Below are 25,199 nucleotides of genomic sequence, written 5' to 3' on the forward strand. Positions count from 1 at the left end.
CGGGAAATTTACGATCTGTTGTCCCTGGCGTCTGCATGGTCGGCCACCGATCGGCTGCCTTTGGAATTGAAGGCCCTGGAGTGAGCCAGATGCCCGCGCAGAAGCACGACACACGGAAGAACTATATCGGCCTGTTGACTAATGAGGCTGAGGAGTCACGCGCTACGACAATAGCCAACGCGACCGATCAGGCCCGCATGAGCGACTATGTCCGCGACCTGATGGCGGCAATGCTGAAACGCGGCAGCAAACCCCGGTAATCGGCCCCGATCCACCGGCTGCGGCCGATCCTGAATGTGTGACGGGATCGAGATTTCGCTGGTGTGCGCGAGATGGCGGCCATTGGCCAACCGCCAGGCAGATGCTGTCGCGCAAATCAAAAACGCATATCAGCACTTCGCGAGGCGCGCGCACCGCACGCTTTACCGATCGCGGGAAATCCTGTTCCAATTGGACTCAACGAGGTCGGGCTCGACCGGCCTGGTCTCCCCAATCGATCAATGATGCGCCGACCGCAACTGGCTCCGACTGCGGGCGCCGGAGCGGCGCAAGCATGCGAGGAGTCTTCGCGACGATGCTGGCCGTCTATTCCGACGACAACACACTCCATGATCCCGACCACTTCATTTCGCGGGGCGTGCAGATCGCAGTACGGGAATCGCCGGAGCGTGTCGTCCAGTTGCAGGCGGCGCTGCGCGACGGCGGACACGTGATCCGTGCGCCGCGCGATTTCGGCCGCGACGCCCTGCTCAGCGTCCACGACCCGCGCTATATCGACTTCCTCGCCAACGCCTACGACAATTGGCAGACCTTGCCGCAGCCACGCGGCCCGATGGTCTTGGCCAACAGCTATGCGATGCGGCAGATGAAGACGCTGCCGACCAGCTTCGAAGGGCAACTCGGTTTCTTCCTGTCGGGCAACTCGGTGCCGATCGGGCCGCAGAGCTGGCGTTCGATCGCCTCGTCGGCGAACTGCGCATTGGAAGCCGCCGACACGGTGCGCGGCGGTGCCGCCGAAAGCTACGCGCTTTGTCGTCCGCCCGGCCACCATGCCTATGCCGATCTCGCCGGCGGCTACTGCTTCCTGAACAACACCGCCCTCGCCACCCAGCATTTGCGCGGCCGCTTCGCCCGCGTTGCCGTGCTCGACGTCGACGTCCACCACGGCAACGGCACGCAGAGCATTTTCTGGGAACGCGGCGACGTGCTGACCGTCTCGATCCATGGCGATCCCAACACCGGTTATCCCTGGCAGGTGGGCTATGCCGAGGAACGCGGCGAAGGCGAAGGGCTCGGCAAGAACCTCAATCTGCCGCTGCCGCTCGGCACCACCGACGCGCCCTATCTGGCGGCGCTGGACCATGCGCTCGCCGCCATCAGGGCGTTCGACCCCGAGGCTTGCGTCATCGCCCTCGGCCTCGACGCCTATGAGGAGGATTCATCGGAGATGATGCGCGTCACCACCGCGGGCTTCGGCGCCATCGGTGCGCGGATCGGCGCACAGAAATGGCCGACCGTCATCGTCCAGGAAGGCGGTTACGCCGTCGACGCCCTGCGGCGCAATCTGGGCAGCTTCCTCAACGGATTCCTGTCGACGCGCGGCGCCTGAGCTAACATGCCAATCGATGGACGCCAAGGCGTCACGGTCCGCCCCAACGATATCAGGAGCACGATCCCGATGACAGACAGGCCCAACTCGCTCGCAGCGCGCGACATCGCCGCCCTGATCCATCCCTATACCAACCTCGAGAAGCACAAGGCCGACGGTCCGCTGGTGATCGCGCGTGGCGACGGCGTCTATGTCTATGACGAAGCCGGCAACCGCTATCTCGAAGGCATGGCCGGGTTGTGGAGCACCTCGCTCGGCTTCAGCGAAAAGCGCCTCGTCGAGGCGGCACGCCGCCAGATGGAGCAGTTGCCGACCTACCACATCTTCAACAGCCGCTCGACCGAGCCCAGCATCGAGGCGGCCGAGGAACTGCTGAAGATCGTGCCGAAGGGGCTCGGCAAGGTGCTGTTCGCCAATTCCGGCTCGGAGGCCAACGACCAGGCGGCGAAAGTGGTCTGGTTCTACAACAACGCGCTCGGCCGGCCCCGCAAGAAGCGCATCATCGGCCGCGTGCGCGGCTATCACGGCATCACGGTGTTTTCCGGCAGCATGACCGGGCTACCTGCCAACCATGTCGAATGGGATCTGCCGATCGGCGGCGTGCTGCGCACCGATTGCCCGAGTCACTATCTGTTCGGCCGTCCCGGCGAGAGCGAGGCGGAGTTCGTCGACCGTCTGGTCGCCAATCTCGAAGACCTGATCATGCGCGAGGGGCCGGACACGATCGGCGCCTTCATCGCGGAACCCGTCAATGGGGCCGGCGGCGTCATCGTGCCGCCCGCCGACTATTTTCCGCGCATCCAGCAGGTGCTGCGTCGCCACGACATCCTGATGATCGCCGACGAGGTGATCTGCGGGTTTGGCCGCACCGGCGAGATGTTCGGCTGCGACACGTTCGGTATCGAGCCCGATATCATGACGGTGGCGAAGGCGCTGTCCTCGGCCTACATGCCGATCTCGGCCACCGTGATCAGCGACAAGATCGCTGCGACCATCTCCAGCCATGCCGGCAAGCTCGGCAATTTCGCGCACGGCTTCACCTATGCCGGTCATCCCGTCGCTGCCGCTGTCGCACTCGAAACGCTGCGCATCTACAAGGAGCGCGACATCGTCGCCCAGGTGAAATCAGTCGCGCCGCATCTGCAATCGCGGCTGCGGGCGCTCGCCTCGCATCCGCTGGTCGGCGAAGCGCGCGGCGTCGGCCTGATCGGCGCGCTGCAACTGGTGGCGGACAAGGCGACACGGCGGCCGCTGCCGCCCACCGAGGGTATCGGCCCGTTGATCCAGGAGCGCGCCATGGCGCGCGGCGTCATCCTCCGCGCCGGTCCGGATGCGGTGTTCGTCTGCCCGCCGCTGATCATCTCGAAAGCCGAGATCGACGAATTGATGGATGCTCTCACCGCGGCGCTCGACGACGCCTTCACCGTGGCCGAGCAGCGCGGCCTGATGGGCCCGGCAAAGAGCTAGGAAACAGCGCAATGCTCCCCCACTCCAGCCGTGCAAAGCTCCGAAACGCATAACAGCATTTCCGGGACGTGCGCCGGCCGCGCTTTACCGGTCGGCGAATTCCTGTTCCAACTAACAGGAACGAGGTCGGGCCAAACCGATCGCCATCAAGGGAGAGACCGTCATGAAGCTCGGCACCGCCATTGCGGAAATCATGAAGCGGGAGGGCATCGAGATCCTCACCGGCTACCCCGTCAACCATCTGATCGAGCACGCAGCCGCCGCCGACATCCGCCCCGTCATGGTGCGCCAGGAGCGCATCGGCATCCATATGGCGGATGCGATCTCGCGCGTGACCTCGGGTCGCTCGATCGGCGCCTTCTGCATGCAGCATGGTCCCGGCGCGGAGAACGCAATGGGCGGCGTCGCGCAATGCTACGGCGAATCCGTGCCCGTGCTGGTGCTGCCGATGGGCTATGCGCGCCGGCTCGCCAACATCGATCCGAACTTCAATTCCAGCCAGGCGATGAAGGCGTTCTCGAAATCCTCCGAGCCGATCAACATCGCGACTGAGGTCGGCAACATCTTCCGCCGCGCCTTCACCAAATTGAAGAATGGCCGCGGCGGCCCCGTGATCGTCGAGATCCCCGCCGACATGTGGAACGAGGAGGTGCCGGAACCGCTCAACTACACGCCGGTGCTGCGCACCCGCTACGGCGCCGATCCCGTGCACATCAAGGAAGCGGCCGCCCTGCTCGTCAATGCCAGGCGTCCGGTGATCTATGCCGGCCAGGGCGTGCACTACGCGCAGGCCTGGCCGCAGCTGAAGCGGCTCGCCGAGCGGCTGGCGATCCCCGTCACGACGAGCCTTGGCGGCAAGTCGGCCTTCCCCGAGACGCATCCGCTGTCGCTCGGCTCCGGCGGCCTCGCCGTGCCGCGCGCGGTGCCGAAGTTTCTCAGCGAGGCCGACGTGATCTTCGGCATCGGCTGCTCCTTCACCGAAACGTCCTTCGGCATCGCGATGCCCAAGGGCAAGACCATCATCCATTCGACGCTCGATCCGAACCATCTCAACAAGGATGTCGAGGCCAAGGTCGGTCTCGTCGGCGACGCCGCGCTGGTGCTCGACGCGCTCCTGGAGGAGATCGGCAAGACCGTGACGTCCGACCGCAACGCCAGCGCCGTCGCCGAGGAGATCGCGGCATCTCACAAGGAATGGCTCGCCAAATGGATGCCGAAGCTGACCCACAACGATGCGCCGCTCAATCCCTACCGCGTGCTCTGGGATCTGCAGCACACCGTCGACATCAAGAACACCATCATTACCCATGATGCCGGCAGTCCCCGCGACCAGCTGTCGCCGTTCTGGAAGGCGGTCGAGCCCCTGTCCTATCTCGGCTGGGGCAAGACCACGCAGCTCGGCTACGGCCTTGGGCTTGCGATGGGCGCCAAGCTGGCGAAGCCGGAAAAGCTCTGCATCAACGTCTGGGGCGATGCCGCGATCGGTTTCACCGGCATGGATTTCGAGACTGCGGTGCGCGAGCGGATTCCCATCATGTCGATCCTGCTCAACAATTTCTCGATGGCGATCGAGCTCAAGGTGATGCCGATCTCGACCGAGAAATACCGCTCGACCGACATCTCAGGCGACTACGCCGCAATGGCCCGCGCCTTCGGCGGCTATGGCGAGCGCGTGGAAAAGCCGGAAGACATCATCCCCGCCATCAAGCGCGGCATCCAGAAGACGCAGGAAGGCATTCCGGTGCTGCTCGAGTTCATCACGAGCAAGGAGACCGAGGTGTCGCGGCCGGGCAGTTGAGGACGCGAAGCCGCAAATATTTCATTGATCATGCCGGACAAATCGGGTCCGGGATGCTGGCCCCGATCGCGCCGGGATGAAATAATGGGTCCATCAAGAGATGGGACCTGCGGCCAATTTCGGGTCCGGCCCGTCAGCCCGCTGGATGGATCTGAATGGCGACACCTCCCGAGGATGTGCCCGACGGCCTCAGGCACATGATCGATGAGCTGGAAACGGCCATCACGCATGTGGAGTCGCGGATCGAATCCAGCCTCGCCGAACGCGACGCGGCGACGGCGCGGCTGGCCGAACTCGAACGCGAGAATGCGCGACTGCGCATGGAGGCGCGCGACCTGCTGGAGCGGCAGACCGCGACGGCTGACATCCTGAAGGTGATCGCGGCCTCCCCGTCCGACGCGCGGCCGGTCTTCGAGGCGATCGCATCCAGCGCCAAGCGCCTGCTCGGCGGCTTCTCGGCCACCGTGCTGCGTTTCATCGGCGACGAGCTGCACCTGGTGGCGTTCACGCCGACCACCCCGGAGGCCGACGAAGGCTTGCAGGCCTCGTTCCCGCGCCAGATCGCCGACTTCCCGACCTTCGCGCTGGTGCGCGACGGAGAGACCGTGCAATTTCCCGACAGCGAGGCGGCCTCCGTCCCGGAGCTGAACCGCGAGCTGGCGCGGCTGCGCGGTTTCCGCAGCGTGCTGTTCACGCCGCTGATGAACCAGGGCGCGCCGGTCGGCATGATCAGTGTGACGCGGGCCGAGCCCGGCGCGTTTGCTGCCCACCACGTCCAGCTGCTGCAGACCTTCGCCGACCAGGCCGTGATCGCAATCGAGAACGCGCGGCAGTTCAACGAGACGCGCGAGGCGCTGGAGCGGCAGACCGCGACCGCTGATATCCTCAAGGTCATGGCCGCATCCCCGTCGGACGTGCAGCCGGTTTTCGACGCCATCGCTGCGCAAGCCAACCGGCTGATCGGCGGCTTCTCTACCGCGGTGCTGCGCTACGTCGACGGCTCGGCGCATCTGGCCGCCTTCACGCCGACGGAGCCTGCCGGCGACCGCGCGCTGCAGGCCGCCTTCCCGGTGCCGTTTGCGCAATTTCCGCCCTACGCGCTGGTCGCCGACGGCAGCGCGGCGCAGCTTCCCGACACCGAGCTCGAGCCTGCCGCGCGCGACGTCGCACGCGCCCGCGGCTATCGCAGCATGCTGTTCGCGCCGCTGATGAGCGCGGGCCAAGCCACCGGCATCATCATCGTCACGCGGCGTGCCACCGGCCATTTCGGCGAGCACCACGTCCGCCTGCTGCAGATGTTCGCCGACCAGGCCGTGATCGCGATCGAGAACACGCGGCTGTTCAATGAGGTCCGGCAGCGCACGGTCGATCTCGGCGAATCCCTGCAGCAGCAAACTGCGGTCGGCGACGTGCTCAAGACCATCAGCCGGTCGACGTTCGATTTGCAGCCGGTGCTCGATACGCTGGTGGCGACTGCCGCGCGGCTGTGCGACGCCGAAATGGCCTTCATCATGCGCCGCGAGGGTGACGAGTACCGCGCGGGCGCCGCGGTCGGCTACACCCAGGCCTATATCGAATTCCTCAGGGCTCACCCGCTGAAGGTCAATCGCGGCACGGTGACCGGACGCGCCGTGATCGAGAAGCGCCCGGTGCAGATCGCCGACGTCGAGGCCGACCCGGAGTACACGCTTCGGGAAACGACCCGCCTCGCCGGCCAGCATACCGCGCTTGGCGTGCCGCTGTTGCGTGAAAACGAGCCGATCGGCACGATCGTGCTGGCACGCCAGCGCGTCGAACCGTTCACGCCGAAGCAGATCGATCTCGTCGCCACCTTCGCCGACCAGGCCGTGATCGCCATCGAGAATGTGCGGCTGTTCAGCGAGGTTCAGGCAAAGGCGCGCGATCTTTCGGAAGCGCTGACCCACCAGACGGGCAGCGCCAACATCCTCAAGGTCATCGCCTCGTCGCCGACCGACGTCGAGCCGGTGCTGCGTTCGATCGTGGAGAGCGCCTGCGAGCTCTGCGAGGCCGACGACGCGCTGGTCAGTCTGCGAGACGGCGACGAGCTGGTGTTCAACGCGCAGCACGGCTCGATCCCCGTGGTGTGGCAGCGGCAGCCGATCGATCGCGACGGCGCGGCCGGGGCTGCTGTGCTCGATCGCGTGCCGGTGCATGTGCACGATCTGCGCTCGTCCGAGGGGGACCGGTTTCCCCGCGCCAGGGCGTTCTCTGTCACGACCAACGTGCGCACCGTGCTGTGCGTGCCCTTGCTGCGCGAAAGTGAAAGCATCGGCGTCATCGTGCTCCGCCGCACCGAGGTGCGCCCTTTCACCGAAAAGCAGATCGCGCTGCTGCAGACCTTCGCCGACCAGGCCGTGATCGCGCTCGGCAACGTCCGCATGTTCGAGGAGGTCCAGGCCAAGACCCGAGATCTGACCGAGGCGCTGCAACAGCAAACTGCGACGGCCGACGTGCTCAAGGTGATCAGCCGATCGGCGTTCGACCTGCAGGTCGTGCTGGATACGCTCGTCGAATCGGCGGCGCGTCTCTGCGAAGCCGACATGGCCGCCATCACCCGAAAAAGTGGCGAGGCCTTTTACAGGGCCGGCTCATACGGATTCCCGCGTGAGTTCGCCGATTACGCCAGGTCCACGCCAGTCAAGCCCGAACGACGCACCATCACCGGGAGGACGCTGCTCGAGGGACGCATCGTTCACGTGCACGACGTTCTCGCCGATCCCGAGTATGATTTCGAGGGGCAGCAACTCAGCGGCAATCCTCGCACCTTTCTTGGCGTGCCGTTGCTGCGCGAGGGCACCCCGATCGGCGCCCTGACATTGACCCGATCGGTCATACGGCCGTTTTCCGACAGTCAGATTGAACTGCTCTCGACCTTCGCCGACCAGGCCGTGATCGCGATAGAGAACGCGCGGCTGTTCGACGAGGTGCAGCAGCGCACTCGCGAGCTTTCGAAATCGCTCGACGACCTCCGTACCGCGCAGGACCGGCTGGTGCAGACCGAGAAGCTGGCCTCGCTCGGCCAGCTCACCGCCGGCATCGCGCACGAGATCAAGAACCCGCTCAATTTCGTCAACAATTTTGCGGCGCTGTCGAGCGAGCTGATCGAGGAGTTGAACGACCTGTTGAAGACCACTGAAGTCGCAGCCGCCGTCCGCGACGACGTCGATGAGCTCTCGGGGATGCTCAGGGACAATCTGCAGAAGGTGGTCCAGCACGGCAAGCGCGCCGATTCCATCGTCAAGAACATGCTGCTGCATTCGCGCGAAGGCTCGGGCGAGCACCGGCCGACCGACATCAACGCGCTGGTCGAGGAAAGCCTCAACCTCGCCTATCATGGCGCGCGGGCCGAACGGCCGAACTTCAACGCCACGCTCAAGCGCGATTTCGATCCCGCGGCCGGCATGATCGACGTGTTCCCGCAGGAGATCACCCGCGTGATCCTCAATCTGGTCACCAACGGCTTCTATGCCATGACCAAGCGCCGCGAAACTGATGGTGCGGACGGCTTCGATCCGGTGCTGCTCGCGACGACCCGCGATCTCGGCGATGGCGTCGAGATCCGGATCCGCGACAATGGCACCGGCATTCCGCCCGAGGTGAGGGAGAAGATGTTCAATCCGTTTTTCACGACCAAGCCGGCCGGCGAAGGCACCGGGCTTGGCCTGTCGATGAGCCACGACATCATCGTGAAACAGCACAATGGCACGATTGACGTCGCGACCGAGCCCGGGCAATTCACCGAATTCCGCATTGTCCTGCCGCGGACCAAGTAATTGAGGAACGACGTGAGCATTCTGGTACTGGTCGTGGATGACGAACCCGACATCGAGGCACTGTTTCGCCAGCAATTCCGCAAGGATTTGCGCGCTCGGCGCTTCGTGCTGGAGTTCGCCCATTCGGCGGCGGAAGCGCTGGCGCGGATCACCGCGACGATCGAGCAGTCGCTGATCCTGATCCTGTCTGATATCAATATGCCCGGCATGACCGGGCTCGACATGCTGCCGAAGGCGAAGGAAATCCGGCCCGAGGTACCCGTCATCATGATCACGGCCTATGGCGATGCCGAAACCAGCAAGACGGCGCTGGAACGCGGAGCCGAGCGTCTCTTGACCAAGCCGATCGATTTCGGCCAGCTTCGCCAGGAGATCGAGGCCAGACTGGAACAGGCCGCATGACCGCCACCATCCTCGTGGTCGACGACGAGCCGGACCTCGAGGCCCTGGTCCTGCAAAAATTCCGCAAACAGATCCGCGAAGGCACCATCAGCTTCGTGTTCGCACATGACGGCCTGGAAGCGCTGCAGTCGATCGAGCAGCATCCCCATGTCGATCTCCTGGTCGCCGACATCAACATGCCGCGCATGGATGGGCTCTCGCTGCTGGCCAGGCTGCAGGAACAGGAGGACAAGAAGTCGACCATCATCGTGTCCGCCTATGGCGACATGAGCAACATCCGGACCGCGATGAACCGGGGCGCGTTCGACTTCCTGACCAAGCCGATCGATTTCGCCGATCTCGAGACCACGATCCAGAAGACGCTGCGTCACATCGAGGAGCTGCGCGAGGCGCGGCGCCGCCAAGCGGAGGCCGAGCGCGCGCATGCATCGCTGTCACGGTATTTCTCGCCCGAGCTCGCCAAGCGCCTTGCCGCCGGCGACGAAGGCAACGACATGCAGGTGCGCTGGCGTGACATCGCCGTGATCTTCACCGACATCACCGGCTTCACGTCGCTGGTCGAGAGCGCCGATCCGGACGTGCTGGCGGAATTGCTGCATGAGTATGTCGGCGGCCTGACCGACGTCGTCTTCGCCCACGAGGGGACCGTCGCCAAGGTGATCGGCGATGCCATCCAGGTGCTGTTCAATGCGCCGGGCGACCAGCCCGACTACGCCGATCGCGCGATTGCCTGCGCACAGGCGCTCGATCAATGGGCCGAGGCGTTCCGCGCGCGCTGGAAAACCAAAGGCGTCGATTTCGGCGTCACCCGCATCGGCGTGCACGCCGGTCCCGCGCTGGTCGGCAATTTCGGCGGCGATCGCTTTTTCGACTACACCGCCTATGGCGATACCATCAACACCGCCGCCCGGCTCGAAGCCGCCAACAAGGCGCTGGGCACGCGGATTTGCGTCAGCGATGCGGTCGCGCGTGCAGCGCAGGGGTTCACCGGACGGCCGGTCGGCGATCTCGTGCTGCGCGGGCGCAGCGAGCCCTTGCGCGCGCACGAGCCGCTATCGGCGGCGGAGTTCGACGCGCCGGCCAGAGAACTCTACACCACGGCGTTTGCAAAATTGCAGTCGGATGCCGCCGCTGCCATGCCGAGCTTTGCGGCCCTGGTCGGCATGCATCCCGATGATCCCCTCGCCAGCTATCATTTGAAGCGGCTGCTGAACGGCGGCAAAGGGACAGAGATGAAGCTCGATTGACGACAGCTGAGATTTTGGCCAACTCTCGCATGATCGGAGAAAGTGATGCCGCGCATTGTGGTGCTGGGAGCAGGCTTTGCCGGGCTGTGGGCAGCCCTCGGTGCAGCGCGCAAGCGCGACGAGCTCGGCACACGGCCTAGTGATCTCGAGATCCTGGTCGTCGACCGCAACGCCTATCACAACATCCGCGTCCGCAATTACGAGGTCGATCTCAGCGACGCCGCGCTGCCGCTGGCGGGCTTGCTCGATCCCGTCGGGGTGAAGCACATCGTGGCCGGCGTCGAGGCGATTGATCCGGCGAAGCGGCAGGTCACTGTGGCGACAGACGCTGGCCGCGAGACGCTCGGCTACGATCGGCTGGTGCTGGCGCTCGGCAGCGAGTTGCCGCGTCCCGCAATATCAGGCCTCGCCGACCACGCCTACGATGTCGACACCTATGACGCGGCGCGCCGGCTCGACGATCATCTGGCGGCGCTCGGCCGGCAGCCATCGTCGGCGGCGCGCGCGACAGTCGTGGTGGTCGGCGCCGGTTTCACCGGCATCGAGGTCGCGACCGAAATGCCGGACAAGCTGGCGCGCGCCGGCATCACGGACGCGCGGCGTGTCATCCTGGTCGATCCCAATCCGGTCGTCGGCGCGACGTTCGGCGCGAATGGACGTCCCGTGATCAACGAGGCGCTGACAGCGCTCGGTGTCGAGACGCGGCTGGAGGTCAGGGTCACGTCGGTCGACGCCGATCGCGTCACGCTCAGCTCCGGCGAGATCATCCCGACCAAAACCCTGGTCTGGTGCGCCGGCCTGCGCGCGAGCCCGCTGGTGGCGACATTGCCGGTGGAGCGCGATGCGCTCGGCCGCCTGATGGTGGATGACTTCATGCGCGCAAAGGGACTCACCGGCATCTTCGCCGCCGGCGATGTCGCCGCGAGCCTGGTCGACGGCGAGCACACATCCGTCATGTCCTGCCAGTTCGCGCGGCCGATGGGGCGGTTCGCCGGACACAATGTGGTCGCCGACCTCTATGGCGAGCCGATGCTGCCGCTGCGCATCGACTGGTACGTCACCGTGCTCGATCTCGGCCGCTGGGGCGCGCTCTACACCACCGGTTGGGACCGCGAGGTGCACACTTCAGGCGCTGCCGCGAAAGTGACAAAACAGACCATCAATCACCTGCGCATCTATCCGCCGCGCAATTCCGACCGCGCTGCGCTGCTCGACGCCGCCGCACCGACGATCCAGACGCCGCCACCGACACGCAAATAACCCGCATCATAGGCCTCATGCCCCACATCACCATCATCGAAACCGGTCTCGTCAGCCCGAAATACCGCGCCGCGCACGGCTCCTATCCAGACATGTTCGAACGGATGATCGGCTCTGCCGACAGCTCCGTCACGTTCGATACCGTCAACGTCAGCGGCGCGGCGCTGCCGGATGCAGACAGGTGCGAGGCGATCCTGATCACGGGCTCGGCCGCCGGCGTCTACGATCCCCTCGACTGGATCGCGCCGCTGGAGGAATTCGTCCGCAAGGCCCATGCTGCGAAGGCGCCGATGGTCGGCGTCTGCTTCGGCCATCAGCTGATCGCGCAGGCGCTCGGCGGCATCGTGCGCAAGTCGGAGAAGGGCTGGGGCATCGGCCGGCACGTCTACGACGTCGCCCCCGGCAACGGCCTTCTCGACGGCGCGAGAATCGCACTCGCCGCCTCGCACCAGGATCAGGTCATCACCCCGCCGCCGGGCGCGAGGACGATCATGTCCTCGGATTTCGCCGAACATGCCGGGCTGCTCTACGCCGGCGGCACCACCTTCTCGGTGCAGCCGCACCCGGAATTCACCGTCGGCTATGCGCTGGCCTGCTGCGACGTGGCTGAGAGCAGAGGCAATGCGCCGGCAGGCCTGGTGGCATCGGCGCGGGAGTCGCTCACGCTGCCGCTTGAAAGCGACAAGCTTGGCCGCGCGATCACGCGTTTCCTGACACGGGCAAAATAGAACGGACGGCGACCGCAGTCGCCGCCCCTTCGCTCTCGCGTATCGTCCCTACTGCGACAGCTTCACGAAGTTCGGAAACTTCATCTGCCCTTCCGCGATCGCCTTGGGCCAGACCACGACCTGCTTCTCGCCCTGCCACTGGAACACCAGGCCGGTCACGCTGCCGGGGCCGGACTTGATGCCGTGGGTGAACTCGTCGTTCTTGCCGTAGAACTGGATCTTGCCGATCGTGCCTTCGAAATCGGTCTTCTCCATCTCGGCGACCATCTTGTCCGGATCGGTCGAGCCGGCGCGCTGGATCGCTTCCGCGATGATGTAGACCTCGTCATAGGCAGTGTAGCCGGTATAGGCCGGCGGGCTGCCGAACTTGGCCTTGAACGCCGCCGCGAACGGCTTCGTCTTCGCCGTCACGGCGACGTCGGGTGTTGCCACCGCCAGCGACGGCACGCCTTCGGCGGCGCCATTGGTGTCCTTCCAGAAGGTCGGGCTCAGCGCCTGCGCGCTGATGCCGAACATGGGGATCGGTACCTGCTGGTTCTTCCACTGCACCGTCGGTTGCACGCCGACATGGGAGATGCCGGTCACAATCACGTCGGGCTTCTTGCTCTCCATGTTGTTGAAGATCGGCGTGAAGTCGGTGGTATCGGGCGAGAAGCGCACATGCTCGACCACCTTCAAGCCCGCCTTGGGCAGGCAGGCCTCGTAGCCGATGTCGAGCGGCTTGGTCCAGGCGGCGTCCTCGCTCATGATCGCGACCGTCTTGAACTTGAGCTGATCGACCAGCAGATCCTTCGCGGCATCGCAGACCAGCTGCGCCTGGGCTGCCGACGTCAGATAGCCGTGGAAGGTGTACTTGTTCTTCTCATAGTCGTTGTGGATCGCCTTGGTGATCTCGTTCGAGGCTGCGCCCGGCGTGATCAGCGGCATCTTGAGCCGCGCCGCCCACGGCTCCAGCGCCAGCACGACCTCGCTGATGTAGCTCGCGATCACGGCGGAGACCTTGTCCTCGCTCACCGCGCGCTGGAACGCGCGCACCGAATCGGCCGACGAGCTCTTGTTGTCGTAGGTGACGATCTCGATCTTGCGGCCCATGATGCCGCCCTTGGCGTTGATCTCGTCGGCGGCGATCTGCGCGCCGCCCGGCGTCGCCGCGCCCGCGATCGACTGCACCTCGGCGATCACGCCGATCTTGATCGGGTCCTTGGACTGCGCATAGGCAGGTGCTGCCAGGCACAGCGCGAGCGCCGAGGCCAGCGGCAGCAGGCGGCCCATCGCGGTCACAGCGTTTCGTCTTGGCATCATATTCTCCCTTTCTTTGCTTTGTTGTTTGAAGTCTCAGAGAACTACAGGAAGTCGGCGCCGGCCTCCGCGGCGAAGCGGCCGGGATCGCCCTCCCAGACGATCCGCGCGTGCTCCAGCACATAGACACGGTCGGCATGCGGCAGCGCGAAGGTCACGTTCTGCTCGCCGAGCAGCACGGTAATCGACGTGGTCTGCCGCAATTTCTCCAACGCCTTCGACAAGAGCTCGAGGATGACGGGCGCCAGGCCCAGCGTCGGCTCGTCGAGGATCAGGATCTGTGGCTGCATCATCAGCGCGCGGCCGATCGCCAGCATCTGCTGCTCGCCGCCCGACAGCGTCTGCGCCATCTGGCCCTGCCGCTCCTTCAGGATCGGGAACAGCTCGAACAGCCAGGCCAGCTGCTTCGCCCGCGCGCCGTCATCGAGATGCTGGCCGCCGAGATCGAGATTCTCGCGCACGCTCATCTCGCCGAACAGCTCGCGCGATTCCGGACATTGCACGAGGCCCGAGCGGGCGATCTTCGCCGGGCCCGTCCCCTTCAGCGACGCGCCGCCGCGCTTGATCTCGCCGGTGTAGGGCAGGAAGCCCGAGATGGTGTTGAACAGCGTGGTCTTGCCGGCGCCGTTGAGGCCGACGATCGAGACGAACTCGCCCTCATGAACGTGGATCGAGACGTTCTCCAGCGCCTGCGCCTTGCCATAGTGGACGCTGACATCATCGACCTGCAGCAGCGGCACCTTGTCCTTGAATGAGGTCTCGGGCCGCGCATGGGTCTCGATCGCGCCGCCGAGATACACTCGCCGCACGGTCTCGTTCCGCATCACGTCCTCAGCGCGGCCGGTGATGATCTCCTCGCCGAGATACATTGCGAGCACGCGGTCGACCAGCGCCGCCACGCTCTTCACGTTGTGGTCGACCAGCATCACCGCCCGCCCCTCGTCGCGGAAGCTGCGGATCAGCTCCGAGAACGTGTCGACCTCGGCCCGCGTCAGGCCGGCAAAGGGCTCGTCGACCAGTACGACCTTCGGATCGCGCGCGATCGCTTTCGCGAGCTCCAGCCGCCTGAGATCGGCGAAAGGCAAGGTCGGCGGCCGGCGGTTCATGACCGCACCGAGGCCGACGCGTTCGGCGATCCACTTGGCGCGCTCGGTCAGCGCCTTGTCGGGAAACAGCATGAACAGGCTGTCCGGCAGCAACGCGACCATGATGTTCTCAAGCACGGTCTGCCGGTTCAGCGGCCGCGAGTGCTGGAACACCATGCCAAAGCCCATCCGCGCGATCTTGTGCGCCGGCAGGCCTGCGATGTTTGCGCCGTTGAAGTTCACCTCGCCCGCGGTCGGACGCTCGATGCCCATCACGCTCTTCATCGCGGTGGATTTGCCCGAGCCGTTCGGCCCGATCAGGCCGAGGATCTCGCCGGGGCGCAGCTCGAAGGCGAGGTTCTTCACCGCGGTGAGGCCGCCGAATTTCTTGGTCAGCCCGCGGACGGTGAGGACGGGCGTCGTGATCACGGTCTGGTCCATCAGGAGCGCGCCTCGCGTTGCAGGGCCGCTCCGAGGAAACCGCCGGGGAAGAACAGCACGACGAGCAATGCGACCGCCGAGACGATGAAGGTCGCAAGCTCACCGGTTGGGCGCAGGAATTCGCCGGCGACGATCAGGAAGATCGCGCCCAGCGCGGCGCCGAGCACGGTGCGCCGTCCGCCGAGCACGGCCGACACGATCACGTTCACGCCGACCGCGACGTCGACCACGGTGCCGACCGAGGCGGTGCCGAAGTAGAAGACCAAAAGCGCCCCTGACAGCCCGGAGAAGAACGCGCTGACGATGAACGCGGCCAGCTTGTGCTTGACGATGTTGAAGCCGAGCGCGCCGGCTTGCACCGGGTCCTGACCGCTCGCCTGCAGCACGAGTCCAACAGGCGATTGCGACAGGCCGTAGAGGATCGCCGCGCTCACAGTCATGAAGCCGAGCGCGATCCAGTAGTTGGCGCCGGCATCGATCGTGATCACGTCGGGAATCGTCAGGCCGATCTCGCCGCCGGTGAGATCGGCGAACACCACGATGAAGTTCTGCAGCATCAGCACCGCGACCAGCGTGGTCAGCCCGAAATACGGCCCCCTCACCCGCAGCGCCGGCAGCGCCAGCACGAAGCCCGCGACCACCGAGGCCAGCGCGCCGAGCACGATGCAGAGATAGACCGACCAGCCGAACTGGTTGTTGAGGATGCCCGCGGTGTAGGCGCCGACGCCGATCAGGAAGGTCGGGCCGAAATTGACCTCGCCGGCGAAGCCGAACAGCAGGTCCCAGGCCATCGCGAACACGCCGAAATAGAACGCGACCGTCAGTAGCCCGAGGATGTAGCCGGAGACATAGAACGGCAGCGTCGCGGCGAACACGACGCAGGCGAGCGAGATGAAGAACAATCGTGATGTGAAGAAGCCGGCCATGTCAGCGCCTCCCGAGCAGGCCTTGAGGCCGGATATACATGACGAAGACCAGCAGCAGCAGCGCCGGAATGGTGCGATAGGCCGGCGACACCAGGTAGGCCGTCAGCGTTTCGAGGTAACCGACGACGAAAGCCGCGATCAGCGAGCCGGAGACGCTGCCGAGACCGCCGAGCACCACGATCGAGAACGCGCTCGCGGTCAGCGGACCGACGCTGTAGGAACTGACGCCGAGGAACATGCCGAGCAGCACGCCGGCGATGCCGGCGAGGATGCCGTAGATCCCCCACACCACGACATAGATCTGCGTCAGCTCGAGCCCGAGCAGCGTGACGCCGCGCGGGTTCATCGAGGCCGCCAGCACCGCCTTGCCGGTCCGCGTGCGGTTCACCAGAAGCCACAGCAGCCCGATCACGAGGCAGCAGACGATCGCGGTGAAGATCTCGTTGCGCGGCGTGCGCACACCGAGGATTTCCACCACGCCCTCGACGATCGGCAGCACCGTCTTGGCGTTGTTGGTGAAGAAATAGGCGATCAGCTCCTGGATCATGATGCCCCACAGCAGCGTCCCGGTGAGGACGAAGATCTCCTTCTCCTCGTTCGGAATCCGCCGCGAGTTCTGGATCGGCTTGACCACTGCAAAGTAGGTCGCGAACGCCATGAGCAGCGCGACGACGACGCCGACGAGCGCACCGGAATAGGTGTCCATGTGGAGCACGCTGGCCGCGGCCCAGGCCGCCACCGCTGCCGCCACCATGATGGCGCCGTGGGAGAGATTGAGCACGCCGGAGACGCCGAAGATCAGCGTGAAGCCGGTGGCGCCGAGAGCATAGAGAGCACTGATGGCAAAGCCATCGATCAAGATCTGGAAAGGACGCATGGATGAGGAGCCGTTGACAGCCGGGCTGCCTGTTCTGGGGATGACGGAAGGCGACTGCTTCCGGGATAAGTCCCGGGAGCATGTCATCCCCTGCTAGTTGGTGGAGGCCTTGATGAAGCTCGGGAACTTGAGCTCGCTCTTCGCCACATCCTTCGGCCAGACGCTGACCTGCTTGCCGCTCTGCCACTGCAGCATCAGGCCCGTGATCAGGCCCTTGCCATATTTGATCGAGTGGGTGAACGGATCATCCTTGCCGTAGAACTGGACGCGGCCGATGGTGCCTTCCCAATCGGTCTTCTCAAGCGCCGCGACCAGCTTGTCGGCATCGGTCGATCCGGCGCGCTTCACGGCGTCGGCGATGTAGTAGACCTCGTCATAGGCGGTGTAGCCCGCATAGGACGGATAATTGCCGTACTTCTTCCTGAAGTCGTCGGCGAACGGCACCGATTTCGGCGTCACCGCGACGTTCGGGCCGGAGACACCCTGGTAGAGCACACCTTCGGCGGCATCATTGGTGTCCTTGCCGAAGGTTTCGTTGGTCGCCTGCGAGGAAATGCCGAACATCGGGATCGGCACCTGCTGGTTCTTCCACTGCACCGTCGGCTGCACGCCGACATGCGAGATGCCAGTGATGATCACGTCGGGCTTCGCACCCTCGATCTTGTTGAAGATCGGCGTGAAATCGGTGGTATCGGGCGAGAAGCGGATGTGGTCGACGACCTTCAGCCCGATCTTGGGCAGGCACTCCTCGTAGCCGACGTCGAGCGGCTTGGTCCAGGCGGCGTCCTCGCTCATGATGACCGCGGTCTTCATGTGCTTCTGGTCGACGAGGAGATCCTTGGCGGCATCGCAGATCGACAGCGCGAGCGCCGCCGAGGTCAGGTAGCCATGGAAGGTGTACTTGTTCTTCTCATAGTCGGCGTGAACGCTTTTGCTGATCTCGTTCGAAGCGGCACCCGGTGTGACAAAGGGTGTCTTCAGCCGCGAGGCCCAGGGCTCCAGCGCCAGCACCACCTCGCTGATGTAGCTGGCGATGACGACATTGACCTTGTCCTCGTTCACCGCGCGCTGGAATGCGCGCACCGAGTCGGCCGAGGAGGAATGATTGTCGTAGGAGACGATCTCGATCTTGCGGCCGTCGACGCCGCCCTTGGCATTGATCTCGTCGGCCGCCAGTTGGGCGGCCTGCGGGATCGATGCGCCTGCGATCGCCTGCGCTTCGGCGATCACGCCGATCTTGATTGCATCTGCGGCCGACGCAGGGCCGGCCGTCGCCACCAATCCCAACGCAGCCACGCCGACGAATTGCTGCAACGCGAATGAACGCAACGGGGATGTTTTTCTCATCTTGTTTCACTCCTTCTTTTTATTGGCCTCTTATCGAGCAGTTGGTCAGAACTATAGCTGCGACATCATCTGCAGCAAGGGGAACCGCGCGCAGATCGCCATGCGCGGACGGCGACTTAAGTAGTGGTGGCGCAGCGAAGATGGACAAAAAGCAATGATTGCGGGCGATCGGATGCAGCGTGCCGCGCGGCGCAATTCGCGCGCCGCTGTGCCATCATCGGTCGCCCTGCGCTCTTGAATGGAAATGTCGTCGCGACACGCGATCGCCTGCGGCGCGATGCGGCCTTTCGATCAGCGCAACTGCCGCTTAAATGTCGGAGAGAAACCACCGCATCGCAGAGAGCGTTCTCGAGCCATGTTGATTCGACTCACAGCCCTCGCCCTTCTGACACTGTTCGGAAGCGCGTATCCCTGCGCCGCCGAGGAGCCGATCGGCCGCTCCGGCAGGCCGGTCGCGACCCAGCAATACGGCACCTTCTCGGACCCTCTCACCAACGTGGCGCCGCCGCTGCGGCCTTATTACTGCGGGCAACGCGGCGCATGCGGCTATCAACGCACCTACACGCGGCCGGGCCGACCGCGACGGTAGGCCGATCCGACTGCGGACCTGTGACATATTCGACACGACGGGCAAATCAGCGGGCACGTGGAAAACCTGTCAAGGGCACCCGATAAAAATAATCTTGTTTACGCGAACTTCTGATTATGCTAACAGTGGCCCGTCTCACCCTCCGAGGGGCGTTGCGCAATGTCACGAACGCGGGTCGAGATGCGGTGGACGCCGAGCGTGCGATAGACATGCGCGCGCAAGGCGTACGGCGAAGTCGTGTGGGCCTGCCGCCCCGATGCTGGTGGCAAGTCCGTGAGAGGCCCAAAGCCGATCGCGGACGATGGTGGCACAAAAGCAGAGTCTCACCAGGGCGAGCACGTATAAGCCGTAAAGCCATCGCGCAGGGAAGGCCGGCGTGCCTCCGCTGCATTTGTATGCCCGTGTGCGCCACACTTTCTACTCATGGCACATGGGACCGCGGGTGCAGCGTGCACCCGGTCTTCCCTGCGCCCTCACTCAAGAGAGAGGGCGGAACGAGATGGAAAACTCGGACAGATCATGTCGCGAGAATGCGGACGCATACCTCAACTGTCGTCGCCCGCGAATGCGGGCGATCCAGTACGCCGCGGCTTCTCGAATCAACCGCAGCCGTCTCTGGAATACTGGATCACCCGCATGCGCGGGCGATGACACCGTGTTTGGCTGTTTGATAATTGAATTCCATCCTACCGCGTCATCTCGTGCCCGACCTCGCCCGTAATGACCTCGCCGAACAGCTCCCAGGCCTCGCCGTTGAACCGCATCAGCTGCATCTGCTCGATCGGGAAATAATCGTCAGCCGAGGTGTTGACCATGATGCCGGGCAGCATCAAATCGGAGTGGAAGTTCTTCAGGCTCGCCGCCTGCTTCATGACGTTGTCGCGGGTGAGGTTGTCGCCGCACTGCTTCAGCACCTGCAGCATCGCCTCCCCCTGCACATAGCCGTAGAGATTGTTGGCGTTGGTCTTGTCACCGTCGGGATAATATTTGTCCATGAAGGCGCGCCATTTGATGACGGCCGGATCCTTGTCCCAGGTCGGATCGGTCGGATCCTTCAGATAGGCGGTCGAGATGATACCCTTGGAATAGTCGAGGCCCGCCGGCTTCAGCACGGACGCGACCGACGTCGCTGTGTTGGCGAGGAAAAATTTTGGCTTCCAGCCGAGCTCGCCGACCTTGCGGATCGCCTGCGCGGAGCCCTTTGGTGCTGCCCAGGAGAAGAAGATGTCGGCGCCGGAATCATGAAGCGCGACGATCTGCGAGTCGATCGAGGGATCGCTGACCTCATAGGATTTGTCGGCGATGATCATATTGGCCTTATCGCCAAGCCCGTCCTTCAGGCCCTTGAACTGATCCTTGCCGGCATCGTCGTTCTGCCAGAACACCGCAATCTTGCTGTCGGGAAAATGATCACGGATGTATTTGGCGTAGATCCGCCCCTCGCTCTGATAGTTGGGCTGAAAACCCATGGTCCACGGGAAATTCCTGGGATCGCCGAACTTGGTGCCGCCGGAGGCAACGAACAGCTGCGGCACCTTCTTGGCATTCATGTACTTCATGATCGCCGAGTTCGAGGGCGTGCCGAGCGCCTGGAAGATCAGCAGCACCTCGTCACTCTCGACCAGCTTGCGCGCCTGCTCGATCGCCTTCGGCGGCGAGTAGCCGTCGTCATAGCTGATGAAGTTGATCTTGCGGCCGTTGATGCCACCTCCTTCGTTGACCATCTTGAAGAAGGCGGCTTCGGTCTTGCCGATCACGCCATAGGACGACGCCGGCCCCGAATAGGGCATGATGTTGCCGATCTTGATCTCGGTATCGGTCGCGCCGGCGTCATATTTCTTTTGCGCGACAGCCGATGTCGCGAGCAGCGCCGCACTTGCGAAGGCCGCAACCGCGACACTATATCGAACACGAGCCGGCATCGTTTCCTCCCGTTTTTTGTCGTTTGTTGGCGGCAAGCTTCGCAAGTCACGCATGTGCTGGCAAGCACCGGGTTTTTCCGTCCAGCGAAACGGCATTGTTGCCTGGCGCTATTTGTGTTTGAAGTCGATCGGGGACTCAACAAGTCAAGGCAAGTCGATTGGGTAAGCCGGACATTCGTATCGGTCCGCGGCATCCGCGCTTCGCGGCTGCGGGCTATGAGCTGACGCGCCGCCTCAGCGAGCGCTCGCTGGCGCAACGCGGCCTGCACAAGGCCAACAGCGAATTCGCCAGGCAGAAGCTCGCCGAGATTCGCGCGCGGCTCGCGCGCGGCGAAACCGTTTACATCGCGGGCCTCGCCTGTCCCGGCACCCATAACACCGGCGTCGCGCTGATCGAGGTGACGCAGGCCGGCCCGCGGCTGATCGTCAACAATGAGGAAGAGCGCTTCTCCGGCGAAAAGCACACGACGCGATATCCTGAGGCATCGCTCGACGACATGCGCGCGGTGTTGAAGCGGATGGGCCGCGACGTCGGCGATATCGCGGCCTTCGTCACCACCTGGGACTATCCGGCGCTGATCTCGATGCTGATCCGCACCGCGTTCGAGGAAGCGCCCTCGAGCCTGAAGCTGTTGGGAACGCCGATCGCACCCGCGATCAGCCTGCGGCAAATGGACCAGGTGCGGCGCCTGTCGCGCAAGCTGCGCAATCAGTTCGATCTCGCCGAGCCCGTGCAGCTGATCTGCATGCCGCACCACGACAACCACGCCTGGTTCTCGTTCGCGGCCTCGCCCTTTGCCGACGACAAGGAGCCGGTGGCGATCGGTGTGCTCGACGGCACCGGCGACATCGGTTCGATCTCGCTCTATGTCGCCGAGAACGGCGAGATGAAGACCCTGTACTGCAACAACAGCCTGTTCGACTCGCTCGGCGCCTTCTACAGCGTGATCTCCTCCACCCAGGGCGGCTGGACCTGGCTCTCCAGCGAAGGCCGCTACATGGGCGCCGCCGCCTGGGGCGACATGAACCGCGCCACCAATCCCTATTATGCGCGGCTGAAAGAGGTGCTGCAGCTCGGTCCCAATGGCGAGGTGCATCTCAACCGCGCGATGGCCAATTGGTATCGCGACCCCAACTACGAGCCCTACAAGGCGCCGTTGATCGAAATTCTTGGCGAGCCGCTGCGGCCCGACCAGCTGTGGAATCCCGATGCCGTGCTGCGCGTCGAGGATATCAAGCACCGGCCGGACACGCAGGACCGGCTCGACAAGGCGGCGGCGACGCAACTGGTGTTCGAGGATGCGATGATCCATGTCGTCGATCATCTGCTGCGCATCACCAGGACCAATCGCCTCGTGCTGACCGGCGGCGTCGCGCTGAACGCGCTCGGCAACATGCGCCTGTTGGAACACTTCAACGAAACGTGGTTCGAACAGGCGCAGGGCCGCAAGACGCGCCTGCATCTGTGGGTGCCGCCGGTGCCCGGCGATCCCGGTGTTCCCATCGGCGCCGCCTGGCTGTTTGCGCACATGGCCGGCGCGCCGCGCGGCGCACCGCTGTCGCATGCCTTCTATTGCGGGCTGCCGCCGGCGCGCGCCGACATCGAGCAAGCGATCAAGGCGACCGACGTTGCCTCCACCGAGATCGGCAATGTCGCGACGCCGGCAGGCCGCGACGCGGTCGCCGATCTGATGGCCTATATGGTGGCGCAAGGCGGCGTGATCGCGATCTACCAGGGCGCCGCCGAAACCGGCCCGCGCGCGCTCGGCCATCGCTCGATCCTCGCCAACCCCTGCGATCCCGAGGTGCGCGAACGGCTCAACGAGCGCGTGAAGTATCGCGAGGCGATCCGCCCGCTCGCGCCGATGGCGACGTTGGAAGCGGCACGGGAATATTTTATGCTGGAAGACGGCGCCTCCGACGCCGGCTACAACGCCTACAATTACATGGTGCTCACCGCGCACTCGAAGCCGCACGCGCGTGAAAAGATTCCGGCGGTGATCCATGCCGACGGCACCGGCCGCATCCAGGTCGTCGGCGCGGAGGATGATCCGCTGATCCATTCCTATTTGAAGGCGCTCGGCCGCCATGTCGGCGTCGAGATCTCAGTCAACACATCTTTCAATGTCGCCGGCCCCATCGCGCAGACGCCTGCGCATGCGATGGACACGCTGCGCCGCTCCAAGGGACTCGATGTGGTGGTGCTGGTCGCCGACGACGGCGCCACCTACGCCGCCTGGCACGGCGGCGAGCGCGACAGCGGCCGCTTCAAGGCGTGGCTCGCGGAGTGGTCGAAATCGCGGAGCTGACCACGACGCAAATCACCGACGATATCGATCTAGCTTTTCGGCTGCGACACGATCTCGATCATCTGGCCTTCGTCGGCGTCGGGCGCGTGGGCCTTGGCTCGGTCATAGGCCTCGACCGCGGCGCGGCCCATGATCGGCGCGGCCGACAGCAGGCTCTCGGCAAGGCGCACGGCATAAGCCGCGTCCTTGTGGCGGAGCGACGATGTGAAGGTCGCGCCGGCAAAGTCCCGCGCCGCCATCCGCTTCGAATGCCTGATCACCTGCGGGCTTGCTGCGACGCCGGTTTCGACGGCCTCCAGCACCAGCTTCATGTCGAGCCCGGCCTGCTCGGCCATCGCCAGTCCCTCGGCAATGCCGGCGATCTGGATCGCGCCCATCAGATTGTTGATGAGCTTGTACACGGTGCCGGATCCGACCGCGCCGAAATGGCGGATCGTGGTGCTGATCGGCGTCAAGAACGGCCGTGCCTTCTCCAGATCGGCGGCATCGGCGCCGACCAGCAGCGTCAGCTTGCCGGCAGCGGCCGCATCCGGCAGACCGGTCACGGGGCAATCGATATAGGTCAACCCGCGCGCGGTCAGTTCGCGCGACATGTCGAGGGCGTGCTGGTACGACACCGTGGAGCATTCGATCGCGAGCGTGCCGGCCTTCATGGTCGCCGCCGCGCCATCCTTGCCCAGCCACACCGCGCGCGACGCCTCGTCATCGGCAACCATGGTCACGACGGCGTCGGCATCGATCGCGGCATCCTCCGGCGAGGTCGCCCATTGCGCGCCGCGCGCGATCAGGTCCTCGGCCTTGGCCTTGCTGCGATTCCACACCGCAACCTTGAAGCCGGCATCGAGGTAGCGGCCGGCCATCCCGTGACCCATTCGCCCCAACCCGATGAAGGCAACGCGCTGCATGGCTTAGTCCACGTCTTCAACACTGCCGGGGCCGGTGCCGAAGGCGCGCTGCGCCAGGGTCGCGGCCATGAACTCGTCGAGATCGCCGTCGAGCACGCCCGAGGTGTCGGAGGTCTGCACGCCCGTGCGCAGGTCCTTCACCATCTGATAGGGCTGCAGCACGTAGGAGCGGATCTGGTGGCCCCAGCCGATGTCGGTCTTGGCGGCCTGATCGGCGGCAGCCTGATCCTCGCGCTTCTTCAGCTCGATCTCGTAAAGCCGCGCCCGCAGCATGTCCCAGGCCTGCGCACGGTTCTTGTGCTGGGAGCGGCCGGCCTGACAGACCACGGCAACGCCGGTTGGAATATGCGTCAGCCGCACCGCGGATTCGGTCTTGTTGACGTGCTGGCCGCCGGCGCCGCCCGACCGCATCGTGTCGGTGCGGACGTCGGATTCCTTGATGTCGATCTTGATCGAGTCGTCGATGACCGGAAAAATCTGCACCGACGAGAACGAGGTGTGCCGGCGCGCGTTCGAGTCGTACGGCGAGATACGCACCAGGCGGTGCACGCCGGCCTCGGTCTTCAGCCAGCCATAGGCATTGTGGCCGGAGATCTGGATGGTGGCGGATTTGATCCCGGCTTCTTCGCCCTGGGACTCTTCGAGATACTCGATCTTGAAGCCGTGATTCTCGGCCCAGCGCGTGTACATGCGCAGCAGCATCTGGGCCCAGTCCTGGCTCTCGGTGCCGCCGGCGCCGGCATGGACTTCGAGATAGGAATCGAACTTGTCGGCCTCACCGGAGAGCAGCGCCTCGAGCTCGCGCCGCGCCACCTCCTTCTTGAGGTCCTTCAGCGCCTTCTCGGCCTCGGCCACGACGCCGGCATCGTTCTCGGCCTCGCCGAGCTCGATCATGCCGACATTGTCGTCGAGCTCGCGCTCGACCTTGCCGATGCCAGAGAGCGCATCCTCCAATGAGGTGCGCTCCTGCATCAGCCGCTGGGCCTTCTGGGGATCGTTCCAGAGATTGGGATCTTCAGCGAGCTTGTTCAGCTCAGCGAGGCGTGCCGTCGATTGTTCGACGTCAAAGATGCCTCCTCAGCAGCCCGACTGACTGCTTGATCTCTTCAACGAGGCGTTCGATTTCCGCGCGCATGGTCTTTCAGACGTTGGGTAAAACAGGTCCGAGGGATGTAGCGAGCAGCGCGGCAAAGC

19 protein-coding genes are annotated in these 25,199 nt (G+C 64.7%); 11 read left to right on the top strand and 8 right to left on the bottom strand.

The annotated features are described in order from the left end of the window. Positions 1-89: 89 nt before the first annotated feature. The 9 genes from JQ604_RS01140 (at position 90) to JQ604_RS01180 (ending at position 12,305) form a co-directional block, all read left to right on the top strand. Positions 90-260 (top strand): hypothetical protein, encoded by a 171-nt coding sequence (locus JQ604_RS01140; RefSeq protein ID WP_212352180.1) that lies wholly within the window; start codon positions 90-92, stop codon positions 258-260. A 293-nt stretch (positions 261-553) separates the two neighbouring features. Beyond that, positions 554-1,609 carry a histone deacetylase family protein gene (locus JQ604_RS01145; protein WP_249157904.1) on the top strand — a complete coding sequence of 352 codons (1,056 nt, stop codon included), beginning with the start codon at positions 554-556 and terminating at the stop codon, positions 1,607-1,609. 69 nt (positions 1,610-1,678) lie between these two features. Further along, positions 1,679-3,076: an aspartate aminotransferase family protein gene (locus JQ604_RS01150; protein ID WP_212352182.1), complete on the top strand. Its 1,398-nt coding sequence runs from the start codon at positions 1,679-1,681 to the stop codon at positions 3,074-3,076. Between the two features lie 163 nt (positions 3,077-3,239). Beyond that, on the top strand, positions 3,240-4,874 hold the full coding sequence (locus JQ604_RS01155) for a thiamine pyrophosphate-requiring protein (RefSeq protein WP_212352184.1): 1,635 nt from the start codon (positions 3,240-3,242) through the stop codon (positions 4,872-4,874). Between the two features lie 320 nt (positions 4,875-5,194). Further along, positions 5,195-8,668 (top strand): GAF domain-containing protein, encoded by a 3,474-nt coding sequence (locus JQ604_RS01160; RefSeq protein ID WP_212352716.1) that lies wholly within the window; start codon positions 5,195-5,197, stop codon positions 8,666-8,668. Positions 8,669-8,680: 12 nt separating this feature from the next. Continuing rightward, positions 8,681-9,070, top strand: a complete 390-nt coding sequence (locus JQ604_RS01165; protein WP_212352186.1) for a response regulator — start codon at positions 8,681-8,683, stop codon at positions 9,068-9,070. After that, on the top strand, positions 9,067-10,317 hold the full coding sequence (locus tag JQ604_RS01170) for an adenylate/guanylate cyclase domain-containing protein (RefSeq protein ID WP_212352188.1): 1,251 nt from the start codon (positions 9,067-9,069) through the stop codon (positions 10,315-10,317). Before JQ604_RS01165 ends, JQ604_RS01170 begins: the two co-directional genes overlap by 4 nt. 45 nt (positions 10,318-10,362) lie before the next feature. After that, the gene (locus JQ604_RS01175; protein ID WP_212352190.1) at positions 10,363-11,577 is read left to right on the top strand and encodes an NAD(P)/FAD-dependent oxidoreductase; all 1,215 of its coding nucleotides are present in this window, start codon (positions 10,363-10,365) and stop codon (positions 11,575-11,577) included. A 17-nt stretch (positions 11,578-11,594) separates the two neighbouring features. Further along, positions 11,595-12,305, top strand: a complete 711-nt coding sequence (locus JQ604_RS01180) for a type 1 glutamine amidotransferase (RefSeq protein ID WP_212352192.1) — start codon at positions 11,595-11,597, stop codon at positions 12,303-12,305. 48 nt (positions 12,306-12,353) lie between these two features. Here JQ604_RS01180 and JQ604_RS01185 read toward each other — a convergent pair whose 3' ends face one another. The 5 genes from JQ604_RS01185 to JQ604_RS01205 all read right to left on the bottom strand — a co-directional run bounded on the left by JQ604_RS01185 (position 12,354) and on the right by JQ604_RS01205 (position 18,280). Further along, on the bottom strand, positions 12,354-13,604 hold the full coding sequence (locus JQ604_RS01185) for an ABC transporter substrate-binding protein (protein WP_433996215.1): 1,251 nt from the start codon (positions 13,602-13,604) through the stop codon (positions 12,354-12,356). Positions 13,605-13,648: 44 nt separating this feature from the next. After that, positions 13,649-15,130, bottom strand: a complete 1,482-nt coding sequence (locus JQ604_RS01190) for an ATP-binding cassette domain-containing protein (RefSeq protein ID WP_212352194.1) — start codon at positions 15,128-15,130, stop codon at positions 13,649-13,651. Continuing rightward, positions 15,130-16,056 carry a branched-chain amino acid ABC transporter permease gene (locus tag JQ604_RS01195; RefSeq protein ID WP_212352196.1) on the bottom strand — a complete coding sequence of 309 codons (927 nt, stop codon included), beginning with the start codon at positions 16,054-16,056 and terminating at the stop codon, positions 15,130-15,132. Before JQ604_RS01195 ends, JQ604_RS01190 begins: the two co-directional genes overlap by 1 nt. A gap of 1 nt (position 16,057) precedes the next feature. Then, positions 16,058-16,933, bottom strand: a complete 876-nt coding sequence (locus JQ604_RS01200) for a branched-chain amino acid ABC transporter permease (protein WP_212352198.1) — start codon at positions 16,931-16,933, stop codon at positions 16,058-16,060. 93 nt (positions 16,934-17,026) lie between these two features. Beyond that, positions 17,027-18,280 carry an ABC transporter substrate-binding protein gene (locus tag JQ604_RS01205; protein ID WP_212352200.1) on the bottom strand — a complete coding sequence of 418 codons (1,254 nt, stop codon included), beginning with the start codon at positions 18,278-18,280 and terminating at the stop codon, positions 17,027-17,029. A 355-nt stretch (positions 18,281-18,635) separates the two neighbouring features. Here JQ604_RS01205 and JQ604_RS01210 point away from each other — a divergent pair, with 355 nt between their 5' ends. Continuing rightward, the gene (locus JQ604_RS01210) at positions 18,636-18,869 is read left to right on the top strand and encodes a hypothetical protein (protein WP_212352202.1); all 234 of its coding nucleotides are present in this window, start codon (positions 18,636-18,638) and stop codon (positions 18,867-18,869) included. Between the two features lie 686 nt (positions 18,870-19,555). On the opposite strand, the gene JQ604_RS01215 is transcribed toward JQ604_RS01210, so the two are convergent. Next, positions 19,556-20,791: an ABC transporter substrate-binding protein gene (locus tag JQ604_RS01215; RefSeq protein WP_212352204.1), complete on the bottom strand. Its 1,236-nt coding sequence runs from the start codon at positions 20,789-20,791 to the stop codon at positions 19,556-19,558. A gap of 158 nt (positions 20,792-20,949) precedes the next feature. On the opposite strand from JQ604_RS01215, the gene JQ604_RS01220 reads away from it, so the two are divergent. Further along, entirely contained in the window at positions 20,950-23,100 is a 2,151-nt protein-coding gene (locus JQ604_RS01220; RefSeq protein WP_212352206.1) for a carbamoyltransferase C-terminal domain-containing protein, read from the top strand. A gap of 29 nt (positions 23,101-23,129) precedes the next feature. Here the strand turns inward: JQ604_RS01220 and JQ604_RS01225 are convergent, their stop codons facing one another. Together JQ604_RS01225 and prfB are read right to left on the bottom strand one after the other, a co-directional pair. Beyond that, entirely contained in the window at positions 23,130-24,005 is an 876-nt protein-coding gene (locus tag JQ604_RS01225) for an NAD(P)-dependent oxidoreductase (RefSeq protein ID WP_212352208.1), read from the bottom strand. A 3-nt stretch (positions 24,006-24,008) separates the two neighbouring features. Beyond that, a protein-coding gene (gene prfB, locus JQ604_RS01230; RefSeq protein WP_212352209.1) for a peptide chain release factor 2 occupies positions 24,009-25,140 on the bottom strand; the annotation gives its coding sequence in 2 pieces (ribosomal slippage) (positions 24,009-25,070 and positions 25,072-25,140; 1,131 coding nt in all). Between the last annotated feature and the right edge of the window lie 59 nt (positions 25,141-25,199).

It is taken from the genome of Bradyrhizobium jicamae (assembly GCF_018130695.1).
Lineage (GTDB): Bacteria > Pseudomonadota > Alphaproteobacteria > Rhizobiales > Xanthobacteraceae > Bradyrhizobium > Bradyrhizobium jicamae_B.